General features: G+C 55.8%; 11 protein-coding genes. 7 read left to right on the top strand and 4 right to left on the bottom strand.

The genetic code is table 11. From position 1 onward, the window contains the following. Positions 1 to 183: 183 nt before the first annotated feature. Positions 184 to 765, bottom strand: a complete 582-nt coding sequence (locus tag AC6I8B_RS05905) for a DedA family protein (protein ID WP_083068646.1) — start codon at positions 763 to 765, stop codon at positions 184 to 186. A gap of 205 nt (positions 766 to 970) precedes the next feature. On the opposite strand from AC6I8B_RS05905, the gene AC6I8B_RS05910 reads away from it, so the two are divergent. From AC6I8B_RS05910 to AC6I8B_RS05920, 3 genes are all read left to right on the top strand, one after another. Next, a complete protein-coding gene (locus AC6I8B_RS05910; RefSeq protein WP_010260296.1) occupies positions 971 to 1558 on the top strand; it encodes a Yip1 family protein in 588 nt (195 codons plus the stop codon). Between the two features lie 178 nt (positions 1559 to 1736). Beyond that, positions 1737 to 2684, top strand: a complete 948-nt coding sequence (gene pbpG, locus AC6I8B_RS05915; RefSeq protein ID WP_010669685.1) for a D-alanyl-D-alanine endopeptidase — start codon at positions 1737 to 1739, stop codon at positions 2682 to 2684. Positions 2685 to 2910: 226 nt separating this feature from the next. Then, on the top strand, positions 2911 to 5358 hold the full coding sequence (locus tag AC6I8B_RS05920) for a DUF3772 domain-containing protein (RefSeq protein ID WP_050680587.1): 2448 nt from the start codon (positions 2911 to 2913) through the stop codon (positions 5356 to 5358). Between the two features lie 75 nt (positions 5359 to 5433). Here the strand turns inward: AC6I8B_RS05920 and AC6I8B_RS05925 are convergent, their stop codons facing one another. The 3 genes from AC6I8B_RS05925 to dld form a co-directional block, all read right to left on the bottom strand. Further along, entirely contained in the window at positions 5434 to 8085 is a 2652-nt protein-coding gene (locus AC6I8B_RS05925; RefSeq protein ID WP_497817610.1) for a beta-N-acetylhexosaminidase, read from the bottom strand. A 48-nt stretch (positions 8086 to 8133) separates the two neighbouring features. Then, positions 8134 to 9495, bottom strand: a complete 1362-nt coding sequence (gene chiP, locus AC6I8B_RS05930) for a chitoporin ChiP (protein WP_232526437.1) — start codon at positions 9493 to 9495, stop codon at positions 8134 to 8136. A gap of 329 nt (positions 9496 to 9824) precedes the next feature. Further along, the gene (dld, locus tag AC6I8B_RS05935) at positions 9825 to 11528 is read right to left on the bottom strand and encodes a D-lactate dehydrogenase (protein ID WP_010260312.1); all 1704 of its coding nucleotides are present in this window, start codon (positions 11526 to 11528) and stop codon (positions 9825 to 9827) included. Between the two features lie 155 nt (positions 11529 to 11683). Between dld and bglX the strand changes: the two genes are divergently transcribed. The 4 genes from bglX (at position 11684) to AC6I8B_RS05955 (ending at position 16090) form a co-directional block, all read left to right on the top strand. Beyond that, entirely contained in the window at positions 11684 to 13981 is a 2298-nt protein-coding gene (gene bglX / locus AC6I8B_RS05940; protein WP_010669690.1) for a beta-glucosidase BglX, read from the top strand. Between the two features lie 96 nt (positions 13982 to 14077). After that, positions 14078 to 14953 (top strand): oxygenase MpaB family protein, encoded by an 876-nt coding sequence (locus AC6I8B_RS05945; protein WP_064704691.1) that lies wholly within the window; start codon positions 14078 to 14080, stop codon positions 14951 to 14953. 253 nt (positions 14954 to 15206) lie between these two features. Then, the gene (locus tag AC6I8B_RS05950; protein WP_157351741.1) at positions 15207 to 15416 is read left to right on the top strand and encodes a DUF6434 domain-containing protein; all 210 of its coding nucleotides are present in this window, start codon (positions 15207 to 15209) and stop codon (positions 15414 to 15416) included. 71 nt (positions 15417 to 15487) lie between these two features. Further along, on the top strand, positions 15488 to 16090 hold the full coding sequence (locus tag AC6I8B_RS05955; RefSeq protein WP_157351743.1) for a site-specific integrase: 603 nt from the start codon (positions 15488 to 15490) through the stop codon (positions 16088 to 16090). The last annotated feature ends 29 nt before the right edge of the window (positions 16091 to 16119 follow it).

Consider the following 16119-nt stretch of genomic DNA (forward strand, 5'->3'; position numbering starts at 1 on the left):
TGCGGCTTCGTTTGGGCACAGATGGTTAACGTACGGTTGAATGAGGCAGGGAAGGGGTGAGGGCGGGTGAGACATGGGAAATCGCCAGCAGGGTCGCCTGGCGCTGCTCAGCGTCGGCGACCCTTACCACCGGTCAGCTCACTCTCATAGACGATGGCGTCTGCTGGCGAATCCGTGGTTCATTTATTCCTGATCGGCACGACGATTGTGCCAGCGGCGGATCACCCAGCGCAGCGCAAAGGCGAATACCACTGCGCCGACCAGCCACAGCAGATGCTTCAGATGCTGGTCGAGTTTATGCAGCCACGGCGCGATGATGCCGCCCGCGAAATAACCCAGGGTGACAAAGATCAGCGCCCAGATAGCCGCCCCGATGACGTTAAGAATAAAAAATTTCATCGGATTGAGGCGGCTGGCCCCGATGATGATTGGGCCAATCAGTCGAAAGCCATACATAAAGCGCACGCCAATCACAAACAGGCTGGGATGGCGTTTAATCAGGCGGTTCGCCTTGACCACTTTATCCTGATGCTTTTTAAAGCGGCGCAGGATCTGTGTGCCCCAGCGGCGACCGACCCAGTAGAGCAGTTGATCGCCGACAATACCGCCACCCATCGCGGCCAGCACCACCCCTACATAATGCAGCAGCCCCTCATGCGCGGCGACGCCGCCCAGCAACGTAAATGTTTCCCCCTCGGCGATACAGCCAATAAAAAGTGCCAGATAACCGTACTGCGTAATTAATGCGTTGATATCCAGATGCAAAATGACCCTCCCTGTTCAGTGACTGTTTCTTCAAGTCTATACGCGATTTGGCTTCGCTTCCGCCCATGGCTCATGGGGGCGTTTATTTATGCTGTTTTTTTGTCCGGTCACCACGAAAGTTTCGCTGCCGTTTATACTTGAGAGGACGCTGCCCCCAAAGACGGATGCATCATCGGGCGGCCCACTGCATCAGAGGAGTGAATCTATGAATCATGTCTGGGGTCTGCTGGCGCATCCGAATCAGGAAATGCGTCATATCAAGCAAGAGAATGAGAGCGTATCGCACCATTACACCCACCATGTTCTGCTGATGGCGGCGATTCCGGTGATCTGCGCCTTTATCGGTACAACTCAGCTGGGCTGGAATCTGGGCGAGGGGCAATATGTGCAACTCAACCTGTTGACCGGGATTGGGCTTGGCATTCTGTTCTATCTGATTATTCTGGGTGGCGTCGCGGTAATGGGACGCGTGATTCACTGGATGGCACGTGATTATCCGCAGCGCCCCGGCGTACAGCGCTGTACGGTGTTTGCGGGCTATGTGGCCACGCCGCTGTTTCTCAGCGGGCTGGTGGCACTCTATCCGCTGGTCTGGCTCTGCGTGCTGGCGGGCGCCCTGGCGCTGCTCTACACCGGCTATCTGCTCTATATCGGTATTCCACTGTTTCTTAATATCGACCGCGAAGAGAGTTTGCGCTTTTCCGGTTCAACGCTGGCCATCGGCGTGCTGGTATTTGAAGTATTACTGGCATTAACCGTGGTGCTGTGGGGATATGGACCGCATCTGTTCTGACAGCTCGCTGCCGCCGCTCTGGCGGCAGTTCTCTTTTTACGCCCGGAAACACTCTCACCAGGAAATTTCTTAACCTTACGGGTATGATATCGCCGCCAGCCCGCGCTCCGACCTCACTGAAGCGGGCGGCCTGTGTCGGTCTGACACAGTACATATTCATAACCGGGTTTTTTCTACGATGCCTGCAAAAATTCGTTCTACCCTGCTTTCGCTGGCGCTGCTCGTTTCAGGGCAGATTGTTTCACTTCCGGCGCAGGCGACGACGTCGCTGTCGCAACTGGCGCCGATTGCTCAGCCGCAGATCGCCTCTGGCAGTGCGATGATTGTCGATCTCACGACTAATAAAGTGCTGTTTTCCAGCCACCCTGATCGGGTCAGGCCCATTGCCTCCATCACCAAGCTGATGACCGCAATGGTGGTGCTGGATGCGCATCTGCCGATGAACGAGATGATAACCGTCGATGTCAGCCAGACGCCGGAAATGCGGGGTGTCTTTTCACGCGTTAAGCTCAACAGCCAGATCAGCCGCCGGAATATGCTGCTGCTGGCGCTGATGTCCTCGGAAAACCGCGCCGCCGCCAGCCTGGCTCATGCTTATCCGGGCGGCTATAACGCCTTTATCCGGGCGATGAACGCGAAAGCGCGGTCACTGGGCATGAAACAGACCCGCTATGTGGAGCCAACCGGCCTGTCGACGCAAAACGTCTCCAGCGCGCAGGATCTGGTTAAACTACTCAAAGCGACGCGGGAATATCCGCTGCTTGGCGCGCTCAGCACCACTAAAGAGGAGACGGCAGTGTTTGCCCATCCGAGCTATGCGCTGCCGTTCCGCAACACCAACCATCTGGTCTATAAAGATGACTGGCATATTCAGCTAACCAAAACCGGTTACACCGATGAGGCGGGACACTGCCTGGTGATGCGCACCATGATTAATAATCGTCCGGTGGCGCTGGTGGTGCTGGATGCCTTTGGCAAATATACCCACTTCGCCGACGCTAACCGTCTGCGCAGCTGGATTGAGACCGGTAAAGCGGCGCCGGTGCCGGCTGCCGCACTGGCATATAAAAAACAGAAATCGGGCCAGGTTGCCAGTAATGGGGCCAGCAGCGCCGACGTTGAGTAGAAAACAGCCGGTGTTGCGCGCTGCGGACACTGGCATTATCTGCAGGCTGAGCGGGTATCCGGGATTATGCAGGCAGAGGCGTACAGCGATTTTCACGCCTCTGTCTGCACCGAATTAGCCCGAAAAATGCCCGTTATTCCTATATTGCCATCCCTTGCAAAGCCCTACACTACGCGCGACTGGCGAGGGACGATCGCCTGATTTATGCTGCCGGAATCTTACTCATATGTTTAAGCTACGATCCTTTTTTGCATTGTTAATGCTGGCGCTGGTGGCGTTTGCCCCGGCGCTGACGCTGGCCGCGGATGATAAGGCCACTGCTGCTCAGGAACAGGATGCGCCGCCGAAGCTGAATGCTGCGGTTGAACTGCCGAAAATGCAGAAGATCCTCGATAAAATCAAAAGTCAGGTCTCCGTTGATGCTGGCGAAAACAAGCTGACTCAGCTGAATGAAATGGCGCTTGAGCTCTCGGGCAGTGCCGACACGCTGGGCCAGGCGCTGCTCCCCGATCGCCAGCAACTGGAAGCCCAGTTGCAGGTTCTGGGGCCGGCACCTAAAGCTGACAGCGGCGTAAAAGAGACGTCGGAAGTTACGCGCAAGCGTAACGCGCTGGAGAGTCAGAAAAGCAAACTCGACGACCAGATCAAACAGGCCGAAGGCATTAAAAATGGCGCGCTGATGCTCTCCTCGCAGATTGTTAACCTGCGCCGCGATCAGCTGAAAAGCCAGCTGGCGCTGAACTCCGGCACCATTCTGGGGCCGCGCTTCTGGTCACCGCTGCTCAATAGTCAGGATCTGGATGGCGAGAAAATCGGTGAATTCCTGCAGGAGTTGCAGGACACTGCGGCACTCTCATGGGAGCCGGGCTGGCGCGTGGGCAGTGTTTTCTGGCTGCTGGCTGCGATGCTGGTGATGACGGCTGGCCGTCGTTACAGCGAAGAGTTTCTGGCCTGGATCAGCATTCACAAACTGCCGGAAGGGAAGCTGCGCCGCAGTTTCCTGGCGGCAGCGATAGCCCTGACCACCCTGGTGGCTGTCGTCCTCACCTTTAACTTTATCGCCCTGGCCTTTACCCGCCGTGATGAGGTTTCTGAAAACGTTCAGGACTTTGTGGATCAACTGGTTCGGCTCAGTGTCTTTTGTGGCCTGATTGCCGGACTGGGACGCGCTTTCCTCTCTACCCGTCGACCCAGCTGGCGTTTACCGACCATCTCCAATGAAGTGGCGATGGCGTTAAAACCGTTTCCACCGATTACCGCCGTGCTGGTCTTTATCTTCCAGACGGTCGAGGCGTTTAACTACAGCGTCGGCACCAGCCTGAATACCACCATTTTTGCCAACGGGCTGACGGCACTGCTGATTGGTACTACCGCGCTGGCGATCAGCATGCGCACCAACCGGGTTCGTCGCCGTATGACCCAGGCGGGCACACCACCGGAGGCCCGTTCTACGCTGGTGGGACTGATCCAGATGGGCCTGACGCTGACCGGCATCGCCATTCTGGTGTCGCTGCTCATCGGTTACGTCACGCTGGCGCGGTTCCTGAGTTATGAAGTGATCTGGTGCGGCCTGCTGTTTGGTTCGTTCTACTTCCTCAGTCATCTGCTTAACGATGGCTGTGAGAGCCTGTTCTCGACCAGTAACGCAACCGGTCGCCGCATTCAGAGTTCGCTTAACATCAATGAGCGTCATCTGCAGCAAACGGCTACGTTGCTGACGGCTATCGGTAAAACCTTCCTGGTGCTGGTTGTGGCGCTGGCGCTGGTCAACGGGACCTTTGCCTCTTCAACGCCGATTGAACTGCTGCAAAAAGTGATTGAGTTCTGGGGCGGTAAAGGACTTGAATCCCTGAATATCGTCCCGGCGCACATGGTGAATGCGATTATCTGCCTGATCGTCGGCATCTATGTGCTGCGAACGGTGCGCCGCTGGCTCGACACCGATTTTCTGCCGAAAACCACCATGGATGTGGGTATGCGGGTGTCGCTGGTGACGCTGTTCAGCAACATCGGTTATGTGCTGATTATCCTGCTGACGTTGTCGATCATGGGCCTGCAGTGGAATAAGCTGGCCTGGATCGTCAGTGCCTTGTCGGTAGGTATCGGTTTTGGCTTACAGGAGATTGTGAAGAACTTTATCTCGGGGCTGATTCTGTTGACCGAGCGGCCAGTGAAGGTTGGTGATCTGGTGAGCATCAGCGGTATCGAAGGGGATATCCGCCGGATTAACGTGCGCGCCACCGAGATCCAGCTGGGCGATAAATCCACGGTGATTGTGCCGAACTCGCAGTTTATCTCGCAGAACGTGCGAAATGCCACCATGGGTAATGCGCAAGGGGTGGTCACGATTACGCTGACGTTCCCGCTCGACATCGATCCGGCGAAAGTGCGCGATATCCTGCTGGAGGTCTACAACGAAAATGAACGCATTCTGGAGACGCCAGAGCCATCCGTTTCGTTTAAAGATCTGACTCAGCAGGGAATTATACTGAGCGTGACCGGTAACGTGGCGGGTCAGCGCCAGATCGCAGGGGCGAAGAGCGACCTGCTGTTCGATATTCTGACGCGTCTGCGTAAAGAGGGCATTCTGCTCTCCACACCGCAAACCATGATTATCGAGCGCCGTCAGCAGATGGCGGGTGCGGAGCCGGTCCCCGAAGAGAAGCTGGTTTAAGTGTGAAAGGGCCGACTGCTGTCGGCCTTTTTTATGTTCAAACGCTGGCTTCTCAGCCCGTTCAGACTTCACTTTCTACAGGGATTCAACGCGGCTTGTGTGCTGCCCGTCGCGGCTCACCGAGCGAATTGCCACCGCACCGCTGACCTGCGGCGGTCTGGTGGCATCGTAGCGCTGCCAGTTTGTGCCCTTGTCCAGGCTGTACTCCAGCGTAACGCCCGGTAGGGCCACGTTCATCGACAGGATGCCATCAACGATTCTGGCTCCAGGCACCGGCAGGCGATAATCGATGCCCGCCTTATTCAGCTTCGCCAGTTCCCGCTGTCCCAGCAAGTTGGCAAATCGCTGCCAGTCATTCAGGCGCGCCAGCTGATCGACGAGATGGGTTTTGCCCCCCGCATACTCCTGACCCGCCTTGTAATCCTGCTCCCAGCTGGCGCGGTGCCAGCTTCGTTCTGCTACCGCAAACAGGCGAGGATAGATCATGTGCTCCATTTGAGCATCAGTGCGTACCGTTTCGCTCCACAGCTGGGCCGAAATGCCGTAAGCACCGCTCCAGGGCTTCTCTGATTTGGCGCTGAAAAAGTTGCCGTCGCGATCCACCGAGGTTTCAGCATTCTGCGGCAGGTTATCCGGCGCGAAGCCAAAAATTTTGCGCTCGTCGTTGAAGCGCGTGCCCCAGTAATAGCCGCGTTCCAGCGGGTTAACTTCATACGGAAAATCCAGATAGAGATAGTCGGGGCTGGAGATCACCACGTCGTAACCTTTTTGTGACCAGTCACTGGCTGTGTCAAAACCGCCCCAGTAGAGGGTGTCCCAGAAGTTGACCGCGACGCGCGGTGTGGCAAAGGCTGCTGAATCTTTGGCATGTTTTAAACCATCCTGCCAGGCCTGCATTTTGCCAATACCGTGCCGGTTAACAATGTCACTGACGGTCAGGGCAAAGTAGCTCGGCAGATGCGCCAGATCGTCCACTTTGCCGCTCTTCACCAGCGCCTGACAAACCTGCGATTTCGCCCACGGCAGATCTTCTTTACTCCAGTCGCGCAGACCGGTGCCCGGTTTAGGGTCGCGTTTATCCGAGTAGCCAGCACCCAGCCGGATATTCTTCGCTTCGTCACCGCCAAAATGCCAGACACCGAGCGGCTGTCCCGCTTCCCGGTGCATTGCCTGCATCTCACCGATCACTTTATCGACAAACCGCTGCGAACCCGCAATGCAGGGATTGAGATAGCTGGTGCGATCATAGAGCTGCACCGAGGTGGTATTGGAGTCGTCGGTGGGATCGATCAGGCGATACGCACTGGCCTGTTCAGATTGTCCCTCCTTCATCAGCCGCTGATAGCGCGCTTCCATGGCGATGACGGCGGCACGGGCATGGGCGGGCATATCGATTTCCGGGATCACCTGGATGTGACGGGCCTGCGCATACTTCACAATCTCGATGTAGTCGGCACGGCTGAAATAGCCGCTGCCGTTGTTATCGCTGAACGGACCGGAACCGAGCTGCGGCAGCAGGCAGCGCTGTTCGCTCAGGTCATGGCAGCGTTTAGCCCCCACCTCAGTCAGTTCCGGTAAGCCGGGAATCTCAATCCGCCAGCCCTCATCGTCACTGAGGTGAAAGTGGAAGCGGTTCATCTTCCAGGCCGCCATCTGATCAAGCAGCCGCATGACCGCCTGCTTACTGTGAAAGTTACGGGCAACGTCAAGAAACGCGCCGCGATAGGCAAAGCGTGGCGCATCATGGGCTTCCAGCGTGGCAATACGCGGCGCGCCCTCTGTGGGTATCAGCGAGAGAATCGACATCAGACCGTAGAACGCACCGGCAGCATCGTAGCCCACCACAATGGCGCGGCGGGGAGTGATATCCAGATCGTATGCGCCTGGTTTAGCCTGTTTGCCGCTGAAGTGACCCGGTTTGATCTGCGTCCTGATGGCAAATCCATCAGCCGCTTCTTTCAGGCCGAGCAGGGTCAGACGCTGCTTCACCGCCTCACCGGTTTCACGGGTCAGCCCGGTCAGAGACAGACTGACGCCACGGCTGAGATCGGCATCCTGTGGACGAAGTTTCACCTCAAGCGGCGTGGGTGTGATTTGACCGCGCAGCGCGGAGGCGGGCAGGGTGGCAACATCGCTGTTTTTATCAAACCGGCTGGCGGGTTGCATCAGGATATTCCGGTCATCGGCACTGCGTCGCCAGTTATCCCCTAGCGGCAACACAAACTGGCTGGGATCTTCATGATCGGTGCTGGCAATAATTTTGGGGGTGGCCTGCCCGGACGTCACATACCAGCGCGGCATCACATCCGTGGCAAACAGCTGCCAGTATTCGTTAACGATCGGAATCTGCACCGATTCGCCCGCGCCAATGCCGGTGAACTTCTCAGTCGGCTCCAGCCGGGTCAGGTCGCCGATCAGATGGGTCATTTTGAACTGTTCGTTATCGACCCGCAGCGTCTGGTGGACGTTGCTCATGTAGATTGCCCAGTGTTTATCGGTCAGGGCAGGGCCGTTATTGGTCAGGGTAATGGTGGCGCGATTGCAGGCGGCATAGTCGGCACCCAGCGCAGCGCAGTCGGTGCCATGCAGGGCGGCCTGATTATCGTTCACCTGATAAGTGACGCCAAACTGGCTGATCTGATTCACCACCTGCTGCGCTGACGAGCTGGCGTGGCCTGTGGCTGCAACGCCCAGCAGAGTGAGCGCGATAAGGCTTAACTTAAACATATTGATTCATCCTTGCTGCTGAAGAGATATCCGGGAGTCTGCAGGGCGTCAGAACAGCGTAAACGGCACGATAACCATAAATTTGATGTCCTTCTCGTCCTGAAAAATGTTGCCGTAACCGCCGCTGTAACTGGGCAGATTGCTGTGATTGTCGTAGCGGGTGTAATGCAGTTTAAACAGGGTATCTTTGGCGCGGCCCTGCTGGATTTGATAGATCAGATCAAGGTTCCAGGCGGACTCTTTCAGCCGCTGGCTCTGGTCAACGGTGGGCAGCGTGGCGGGTCTGGCATCCCAGCCCCAGACGTACGATGCGCCCACTTTCCATCCCGCCAGTTGCCACGGCGTTAAGTCGAGCATCGCCCCGGCAAAGATCGCTTTTTCGCCATTGGCGTTCCAGTCGGAACGGGCATCCCACCAGATATCCAGTCGGCCATTGGAACTGGCGTAGCCTGGCGTCATGCGCTGCAAAAAGAAGCCCTGATTGCCCTCTGCTTTGACCCAGCTGCCTTCGAGTCGCAGATCAACCGGGCCGACGGTATAGCCGACCGTGATCGCCTGTAACCAGGCCAGGCCGTCATAGACATCACGGGGATTAGCGGCACCACCCGCTACTTTGTCGTGCGCCCCGTAAAACTGATAGCTGGTGTAGAGTGCATTGCCGCCAGGCGTGGCTGACCACGAGGCTTTGGCAAAATATTGATCCATATAATCCGCCGCCTGGCCAAATGCGCCCTCAAGCACCAGGTTATTTTTGAAGTCATATTTCATGCCGAACGAATGCAGGTAGCTGACAGGCGTTATGCCATCAGCCTGACGAAAATTATATAAGTCACGATACCAGGGCGCTTTATATTTGTCGCTCCACATCAATGAGAGCGATAATGCACCGGCCTGCTGGAAATCATACAGCGCACCGACTTCGACGCCGCGATAGGTTCCGGGTAAGAAACTCCAATGTGGCGCAATAATTGTCTGGCCGGTTGGCTGAATATAACCGGCACGCAACCAGTAATCGTTATATTTTAATTTCAGTGCGGCTTTATAAACAGAAGCACCGCCGCTGTCGCCATTCCACTTTTCATCCCAGCGGGTACGCGCCTTGCTGAAGCCAATTTCATTGGGTGCGGCGGGGCCGCTGTTGGAAAGCTCAGCAGCACCGAAAATGGCGAGGTCCAGACCAATCCACTCTCCGGCATAGCCTGACTGATAGTCGAGATTACTGTTGAGCGAGGCATGATGTAAATTAGCCCGATACTGTCCCTGATATTCACTGGCGGGATCGGTGTCTCTGCGATCTCGCTGACGCTGCCAGTAAAAAACATTACCTTTCAGCGATGAGTCCTCAATAAATCCGCTGGCGTAGGCCGCTGATGAACTTATTGCAGTTAACGCTATTAATGCGGTGGCCATTTCAACTAACGCTAACGCGTAATTAATTTTTCGCATGATCATTCCTCCCTGAATGCAATCCGGATAATTAAGCAGAATATTATTATTGTGGCGGTACTCTATTTTTCGCGACGCGAATTATCAATTAGCAGCGTGGTGATTTGTGAACTATTGCGCAGAACCCGATGAGATAAAATAAAGCAGGTGTAATATGGGAGGGGAGATTAATATTTTGATGAAGATGTTAGCTATTGGCAGGGCTACTGCAACGGGAAGCTGGCGGTGCGAACGGGCCTCCCGGTTGTATGACAATCAGCCTGCTCAGATAAGCAGGCTGATCGATAAGGCGATTAAACCTGCTTCACCGCCCATCCCTTTTGCTTGCTGGTTTTGCCAATCCCAGGATTGAAGCTGTTGGTGGGATCGAGCTGGCGATAGAACGCCGCCAGCTGCGGTTTGGCCTGATAGAGATGACCGACATTATGTTCAGCGGGATATTCCGCGCCCCGCGCCTGAAGAATCTCCAGCATCTGCGCTTTGAGCGCATGCACATCGACGCCTTTTCTGACGATGTAATCCTGATGAAACACATGACAGAAGAAGTGACCATAGTAGAGACGATGGCTCAGCGAGGCGCGGATCTCATCGGGCAGGGTTTCGAACCAGTCCGCATCGTTACGACGCAGGGCGATATCCAGCGCCAGAATGTCCTCGACCTCATCAGAATGCACTGCGTGGTAGCGCACCGCCGCACCCGCCGCTGCGAAGCGATGCAGAAAGGCGTGCGCACCTTCTTTGCCTTCACACTCGAAGAATTCGCCACCGCCTTCACGGAAGTAGTCGCGCAGATAGTTACGCGCTTCCGCCACGCCGTCGCCAGACATCTTCAGCATCAGATGGTGTTCATATTTGTCGCGATACTGCTTCATGCGTTTCGGCAGATGCGCCGGAAACAGTTTACTCAGGCGCTGCAACAGGCGATCGCTGAAGTGTGGTTTAACAAAAGAGAGTTTGCTCAGCCAGGCATCAACCCGTCCCTTCAGCGTGAAAAACAGCGGCATCTTGTCGGTGCCCAGCTTGTCGATCATCAGGAAGGTATCTTTGCCGTAGACTTCCGCAATGTCATAGATGTCGCGGTGCATATATTCGCCCGCCACCGGCAGATGGGTGAAATGCGCCAGCATGTGACGGCGGATATCGCTGAGAACGCCGGGCTCGTTGGTGCCGATGTAAAACACCTGCTGCTGCGGTTCGCTGGCAAAGGTATCGAGTCGCACCGCGAAGACCGCCAGCTTCCCGGCACAACCAGAGGCTTCAAACAGGCGACGCGCATCGGCGTTGTAACGGGCGGGCGTATCCGCATCCACTTCACGAACCCGGTCGGCATATTCATGATCGGAGGCGTGACGGCCATCGTGCTGCACATCCTTGGGCTGCCAGCGGTCGTCATCCAGCCGCCCCAGAATCTCTTCCGGTGACGTCCCAAGATCGATACCGAGATGGTTCACCAGCTTCAGTTTTCCCTGCGCATCAATCTGGGCAAACAGCGCCATTTCACTGTAGGCCGGGCCGCGCTTGATCAGCGATCCGCCGGAGTTATTACAGATGCCGCCCAGCACCGAGGCACCAATACAGGAGGAGCCAATCACCGAGTGGGGTTCACGCCCCAGCGGCTTCAGCGCTTTTTCCAGCTGGTAGAGTGTGCTGCCGGGGAACGCCAGCACCTGCTGGCCTTCGTCGATCAGCTGAAGCTTGTCCAGCCGCAGGGTGCTGACAATCACCAGCGGACGATCGTAATCGTCGCCATGCGGCGTCGAGCCTTCGGTCAGGCCGGTATTCGCCGCCTGCATCAGGATAATGACATCGGCATTTACCAGCGTTTGCAGTACCCGCCAGAGCTCCAGCAGCGTACCGGGAAACGCCACCGCCAGCGCCTCGCCTTCGCCGGAGCGAAAGCCTTTGCGATAGCGCGCGGTCTGTTCAGGTTCAGTCAGCAGATGGGTAGGGCCGACCAGGCGGCGCAGGTCAGAAAGCAGGGCAGAGGTTTGTATCATGAGCAATTCCCTTGTCTTATCAGTGCGTCCTAACTGTAGCACGTCAACTCACCTCAACGCAGTGTGACAGCGGCAGCTACCTGCTATTCTCATCTTGTGGCACACTGCCGCCTGTTAATTCGATATTGCGCAGTTACTTAAGAGAACCCAACCTGATGAAATGGATTTACTCTGTTAGTCTCGCTGTCTCCCTCGCGATGCAACCGGCATTGGCTGAGACAGTGCCAGGTAACCACCCGATGACCGAACAGGCGCGGGATGCCTTCGTTAATCAACTGCTTAAAAAAATGACGCTGGACGAGAAGATCGGCCAGCTGCGTTTAATCAGCGTCGGACCTGATAATCCGAAAGAAGTGATTCGCGACATGATTCAGAAGAGTCAGGTTGGCGCGATTTTTAATACCGTAACCCGTCAGGATATCCGCGCGATGCAGGATCAGGCGATGCAGCTCAGCCGCCTGAAGATCCCGCTGTTTTTCGCCTACGACGTTATTCATGGTCAGCGCACCATTTTCCCGATTCCTTTGGCGCTGGCGTCGAGCTGGGATTTGGATGCGGTGAAAGAGGTGGGGCGCGTCTCTGCCTATGAAGCGGCCGACGATGGCCTGAACATGACCTGGGCGCCAATGGTGGATGTCAGCCGTGAACCGCGCTGGGGCCGTGGCTCTGAAGGTTTCGGTGAGGATACGTATCTCACCAGCGAAATGGGTCGCAGCATGGTGCAGTCGATGCAGGGCAAAAGTGCTGCCGATCGCTACAGCGTGATGACCAGCGTGAAGCATTTCGCGCTCTACGGCGCAGTTGAAGGCGGACGCGATTACAACACCGTGGACATGAGCCCGCAGCGCATGTTCCAGGACTATCTGCCGCCCTATAAAGCTTCACTGGATGCCGGCAGCGGCGGCGTGATGGTGGCGCTGAACTCGATCAATGGCGTACCCGCCACGGCGGACAGCTGGTTGCTGAAAGATCTGCTGCGCGATAAGTGGAAGTTCAAAGGCATCACCATCAGCGACCATGGCGCAATCAAAGAGCTGATCAAGCATGGCGTCGCCAGCGATCCGCAGGAAGCGGTGCGCATCGCCCTGAAGTCGGGTGTCGATATGAGCATGAGCGACGAATATTACAGCAAGTATCTGCCCGCTCTGGTGAAGAGCGGCGACGTCACCATGGCGGAGATTGACGATGCGGCGCGCCATGTGCTCAACGTCAAATATGACATGGGCCTGTTTAACGATCCCTACAGCCATTTAGGTCCGAAAGAGAGCGATCCGCAGGACACCAATGCGGAAAGCCGTCTGCACCGGGCTGAAGCGCGCGACGTCGCGCGTAAGAGCATCGTGTTGCTGAAAAATCGCCTGGAAACGCTGCCGCTGAAAAAATCGGGCACCATTGCCCTGATTGGTCCGCTGGCAGACAGTCAGCGCGACATTATGGGCAGCTGGTCCGCCGCTGGCGTGGCGAAGCAATCTGTTTCGCTGCTGCAGGGCATGCGCAATGCCACCGAAGGCAAGGCTACGCTGCTCTATGAGAAGGGCGCCAACGTCACCGACAATAAAGGGATTCAGGACTTCCTGAACCTCTATGAGCAGGCGGTTTCCGTGGATACGCGTTCACCGCAGCAGTTGATTGATGACGCGGTTGCCAAAGCGAAGCAGGCCGATGTGGTAGTTGCCGCCGTGGGCGAAGCGCAGGGTATGGCGCACGAAGCCTCCAGCCGCAGCGACCTGGTGATCCCGCCGAGCCAGCAGAAGCTGTTAGCAGCACTGAAAGCCACCGGTAAGCCGCTGGTGATTGTGCTGATGAACGGACGCCCGCTGTCAGTGGTGAATGAAGATCGGATGGCCGATGCGATGCTGGAAACCTGGTTCAGCGGCACCGAAGGCGGCAACGCCATCGCCGATGTGCTGTTCGGCGATTACAACCCGTCGGGCAAATTGCCGGTTTCCTTCCCGCGCTCAGTGGGTCAGATTCCGATCTATTACAACCATCTGCCAACCGGTCGTCCTTACAACTTTGCTAAGCCGAACAAATACACCTCGCACTACTACGACGCGGCTAACGGTCCGCTCTATCCGTTTGGTTACGGCCTGAGCTATACCACTTTCACCGTGTCGCCGGTAAAAATGTCCTCACCGACTATGCCGCGTAACGGCAGCATCGAAGCCAGCGTGACCGTGACCAACAGCGGTAAACGCGATGGCGCGACGGTGGTGCAGATGTACCTCAACGATCCGGTCGCTTCCATCAGCCGTCCGGTGCAGGAGCTGCGTGGCTTTAAGCGCATCATGCTGAAAGCGGGCGAGTCGCAAACCGTGACCTTTAAAATTGACGTGGATGCGCTGAAGTTCTGGAACCAGCAGATGCAGCATGTTGCAGAGCCCGGCAAATTCAACGTGATGATTGGACTCGATTCCGTTCGTACCGAGGATGGGCAGTTCAACTATTTATAACCGTCAGCCTTTCCCCTGACGTCAGGGGAAGGTGATGCGGCGCGTCGTTAGCGTCCTGCTACGGCGCGCCGCGTCATATCCACTATCAGAGCCATCATGATTAATCTGCGTGACCGCATTCAGCAGCAGGTATTCCGCCTTAACGGCCTGTCGATGAATGAATTTGACCTCTCTCAACCGCCTGGCGATCCCGGCCTGTTTGGCCCGGACAGCGTGATCTGGCGCGTCCACGGTGACTTCACCTCAATGATGTGCGGCGGGATCAGCGCGCTGCTGTTGCAGATGCTGCATCCGGCGGCACTGGCGGGCGTCTGGGATCACTCCAATTTCCGTGAAGATATGATGGGCCGCCTGCGGCGCACCAGTCAGTTTATCGCGGTGACCACCTACGGTAATTCGCAGGATGCACAGACGCTGATCGACCGGGTGAAACGCATTCACCTGAAAGTCAGCGGCGTTGATAGCGAAGGCAAACCCTATGCCGCCAGCGATCCGCATCTGCTGACCTGGGTGCATGTGGCGGAGACCAGCCGTTTTCTGGCCGCCCATCTGCGCTACAAAAATCCACACCTCAGCCGCGCCGGGCAGGATCAGTACTATCAGGAAGCGGCGCAGATTGCCGAAGCGCTGGGGGCTGAGAAGGTCCCTAAAAGTGTCGTCGACGTCGCGGATTACCTGCAACAGATGCGTTCAGAGCTGCGCTTTGACCAGCGTACCGCTGAGGTGACGCGATTGCTGATGAATGCCCCTGCACCTAGCTGGCAGGCAAAACCGGTGATGAAAATCATGCTTAAGTCAGGGTTCGGGCTGATGCCAGCCTGGGCGCAGGCAATGTCCGGTACTGAGATCGGCCGCTTTCAGCAGGCGATCATTGACCGGAAGATTAATGCGATTGCGGTGGGATTAAGGTGGTCGATTCAGCGCGGTGCCTGGTATCGGGCGATGGTGCGGATGGGAAGGGATGTGGGGTGAGGGGTTCACGGGTAAAAGGGTGGGGGGGCTAGTGGTCATAAAGAGATTAGGCAGCACTAGTGATTGATGCTGCTAATTGGATAGACGCTTTTGTTCACCCAATAAATTTATTTGGGTTATTCAAAATAGGCTGATCGGGGCAGATATCAACGTCCGCTTTGTGCCAGAAGCGGACCTTGAGAAATTTCAGCTTCTCTGACTAAAGTGGAGTACTAATTTTTATTTAAAACCACTCATTACGGGAGCTGGAAAGATGGAAACTGATTGGCATAGCTCCTCACTAACACGTTCTACCATCATTGATAAAAATTACAAAAACACACAAAACGTTCGCCGTTTTATGGTGGATGAGTGCGGTCCAGATTTCCGATTTGATCGCGAGTTTATGGCCTGGTTACGAAATGACATACCAAAAAATTTAGGTGATGTGGTTGATGAATGGAAGCGCAGACATTCACTCTAAAGCAGGAACATCCGCTCCTCGCTCATACGGGACACTCATAATCACATCTCCTAACCCAATGGAGATTGAACATGACAACACCCCCCTGGAACAAAAGCCGCATTATCGGCCAGAAACGGCCTCTTCAGATCTCTCATATCTGGGGAATTCGTATCCGTCTTGAGCTGGAAGGAAAAGTTCGTGATCTGGCTCTTTTTAACATGGCTCTGGACAGTAAACTTCGGGGCTGTGATTTGGTTAAGCTAAAAGTTTCTGATATAGCCTATGGGCACTCTGTTTCGGGCAGATCGACAGTGCTGCAGCAGAAAACGGGCAGCACTGTTCAGTTTGAACTGACTAAGGGAACCAGAGAGGCTGTAGCCGCGTGGATCAAAATGGCTCAACTAAGTAATAGCGACTATCTCTTCCAGTCCCGCGTTGGTTCTTCAAGACACATCTCAACCAGACAATATAACCGCATTTTTCATGGATGGATTGGGAAACTGGGTCTTGATGAGACGCTCTACAGTACGCACTCAATGCGCAGAACCAAGCCATATCTTATCTATAAAAAAACGAAGAACCTTCGGGTAATCCAGTTACTTTTGGGGCACAAAAAACTTGAAAGCACAGTACGTTACCTTGGCATTGAAGTAGATGATGCTCTGGAAATATCGGAGTCAATTGAAGTCTAGACTGTGAGGGCTGCAACAGCAGCCCTGTG

The organism is Pantoea sp. X-Soil-ISGK-285, from assembly GCF_059730815.1.

What these genes read in the sequence shown, in the direction of transcription:
- dld (WP_010260312.1), bottom strand. Translation starts at nt 11,528, where the DNA reads ATGATACAAACCTCTGCCCTGCTTTCTGACCTGCGCCGCCTGGTCGGC.
- pbpG (WP_010669685.1), top strand. Translation starts at nt 1,737, where the DNA reads ATGCCTGCAAAAATTCGTTCTACCCTGCTTTCGCTGGCGCTGCTCGTT.
- bglX (WP_010669690.1), top strand. Translation starts at nt 11,684, where the DNA reads ATGAAATGGATTTACTCTGTTAGTCTCGCTGTCTCCCTCGCGATGCAA.
- AC6I8B_RS05925 (WP_497817610.1), bottom strand. Translation starts at nt 8,085, where the DNA reads ATGTTTAAGTTAAGCCTTATCGCGCTCACTCTGCTGGGCGTTGCAGCC.
- chiP (WP_232526437.1), bottom strand. Translation starts at nt 9,495, where the DNA reads ATGGCCACCGCATTAATAGCGTTAACTGCAATAAGTTCATCAGCGGCC.
- AC6I8B_RS05945 (WP_064704691.1), top strand. Translation starts at nt 14,078, where the DNA reads ATGATTAATCTGCGTGACCGCATTCAGCAGCAGGTATTCCGCCTTAAC.
- AC6I8B_RS05920 (WP_050680587.1), top strand. Translation starts at nt 2,911, where the DNA reads ATGTTTAAGCTACGATCCTTTTTTGCATTGTTAATGCTGGCGCTGGTG.
- AC6I8B_RS05910 (WP_010260296.1), top strand. Translation starts at nt 971, where the DNA reads ATGAATCATGTCTGGGGTCTGCTGGCGCATCCGAATCAGGAAATGCGT.
- AC6I8B_RS05950 (WP_157351741.1), top strand. Translation starts at nt 15,207, where the DNA reads ATGGAAACTGATTGGCATAGCTCCTCACTAACACGTTCTACCATCATT.
- AC6I8B_RS05955 (WP_157351743.1), top strand. Translation starts at nt 15,488, where the DNA reads ATGACAACACCCCCCTGGAACAAAAGCCGCATTATCGGCCAGAAACGG.